3 protein-coding genes and 1 pseudogene (1 of these 4 running past the window's edge) are annotated in these 1,279 nt (G+C 40.3%); all 4 read right to left on the bottom strand.

Annotated features, from left to right (window positions below):
* Positions 1 to 294: cyclic nucleotide-binding domain-containing protein (locus tag HQK80_12490; protein ID MBF0223021.1), on the bottom strand; the 294-nt coding region annotated here is incomplete at its 3' end.
* Positions 295 to 306: 12 nt separating this feature from the next.
* Positions 307 to 510, bottom strand: a complete 204-nt coding sequence (locus tag HQK80_12485; protein ID MBF0223020.1) for a DUF2892 domain-containing protein — start codon at positions 508 to 510, stop codon at positions 307 to 309.
* 20 nt (positions 511 to 530) lie between these two features.
* On the bottom strand, positions 531 to 749 hold the full coding sequence (locus HQK80_12480; protein ID MBF0223019.1) for a hypothetical protein: 219 nt from the start codon (positions 747 to 749) through the stop codon (positions 531 to 533).
* 161 nt (positions 750 to 910) lie between these two features.
* Positions 911 to 1,279: pseudogene (locus HQK80_12475) on the bottom strand (ABC transporter ATP-binding protein); it runs 711 nt beyond the window's last position.

Here is a 1,279-nt window from a genome sequence, read left to right as displayed (position 1 = left end):
TACGGCATCAGCAGGGTATTTATGTCCAGAAAGAATACAAGATGCATTTAAAATACAGGTATCGCCTGGCCCGATTTCGTAGAGGGTGATCTCCCGTCCTGTTTCGCCGCGGCGAAATACCCTGATCTCACCAGAAACAATAAAGGCAATTTGGGAACATGTATCCCCGGAGAAGTAAAGATTTGTGTTTTTAGCACAGGATAGACGCTGGCTATTAGCAAAAATCGATTGACCTAGGGCACAATCTTTTTTGAACACCGGGAACAAGGAAAAAAATATCTCTTCGTTTATCATTCTATTAAAGAATCAATTTGTGGCAGAATTACATTTTTTACAGGTTGAAATCCCAAACATTGCATACGGTGGGCACCACCCGATAATTCCTGTCATGAGTGGCACCAAACCCAGCATGCCAAATGCGCTCTCTGGCCCTATAAATGTCATTGAAATCATTACTGGACCTACCCCTATTCTGATAACTCTTTCTATTGTACCAACATTTTTCTGCATATTAAACCCCCTGAATTTAGTTAAATTGTTTGTATATCCTCACCACTTCGTCTTTCCATTTTTTTAGCAATCACGAATAACTCCTTTTTAGCCTGAATAAATTTATCCAGTTTAACTTGAAATTCAATAAAACAATCCGGACAGTAGCCATGTGAAAACATTTTTCTGGTTGTGAATTGTTTTTCCAGCCAAACACCATCATCATTTACTTTTTGACAGCTACAACAAATAGTTATCATTTAGAAGTTCCGAAATTTAACAGTTAAAATGCCAAGGAGTTATACCTTTGATCGAAAGAGATGCTTCTTTCAAAAGTGATGCTCCCGTTGCAAAGATTAAATTAAAAATAACTAATTCTGCCGAATATGTATGTGATAATGTCACACACATATTCCTGCAATCAGGCCGCCATCGGAATAGTGCCGGTGCTACTGGAGTCTTCAAAGACAATAATCTCCTTTAAATTATGATAAATACCAATTTCCTGCCCAAGCTGGTGGTTGTGGTGACTCGGCACGAGACATAGAACTTTACTTCCTTCGCTGAGCGTTAATGTATAGAGAATATTTGGGCCTCTAAAGTTTTTATTAACGATTGTCGCTTTAAATGATGAGCTGTCGTCATGAATTATATCTTCGGGCCTTACCAGCACTACCGCTGTACACCCAGTTCTGCACGGTGACCGGAACTCGCCCTCCAAAACTCCCAGTTCTGTTGCAACCTTTTGCGGATCAATAATCCGTCCCGGCAGCAGGACCCCTTCTCCAAC

The sequence above is a fragment of the Desulfobulbaceae bacterium genome, from assembly GCA_015231515.1.
Lineage (GTDB): Bacteria > Desulfobacterota > Desulfobulbia > Desulfobulbales > VMSU01 > JADGBM01.
This window is presented reverse-complemented; position numbering and strand designations above follow the sequence as displayed.

Coding starts and splice junctions, on each gene's coding strand:
- HQK80_12485 (MBF0223020.1), bottom strand. CDS start 510: ATGCAGAAAAATGTTGGTACAATAGAAAGAGTTATCAGAATAGGGGTA.
- HQK80_12480 (MBF0223019.1), bottom strand. CDS start 749: ATGATAACTATTTGTTGTAGCTGTCAAAAAGTAAATGATGATGGTGTT.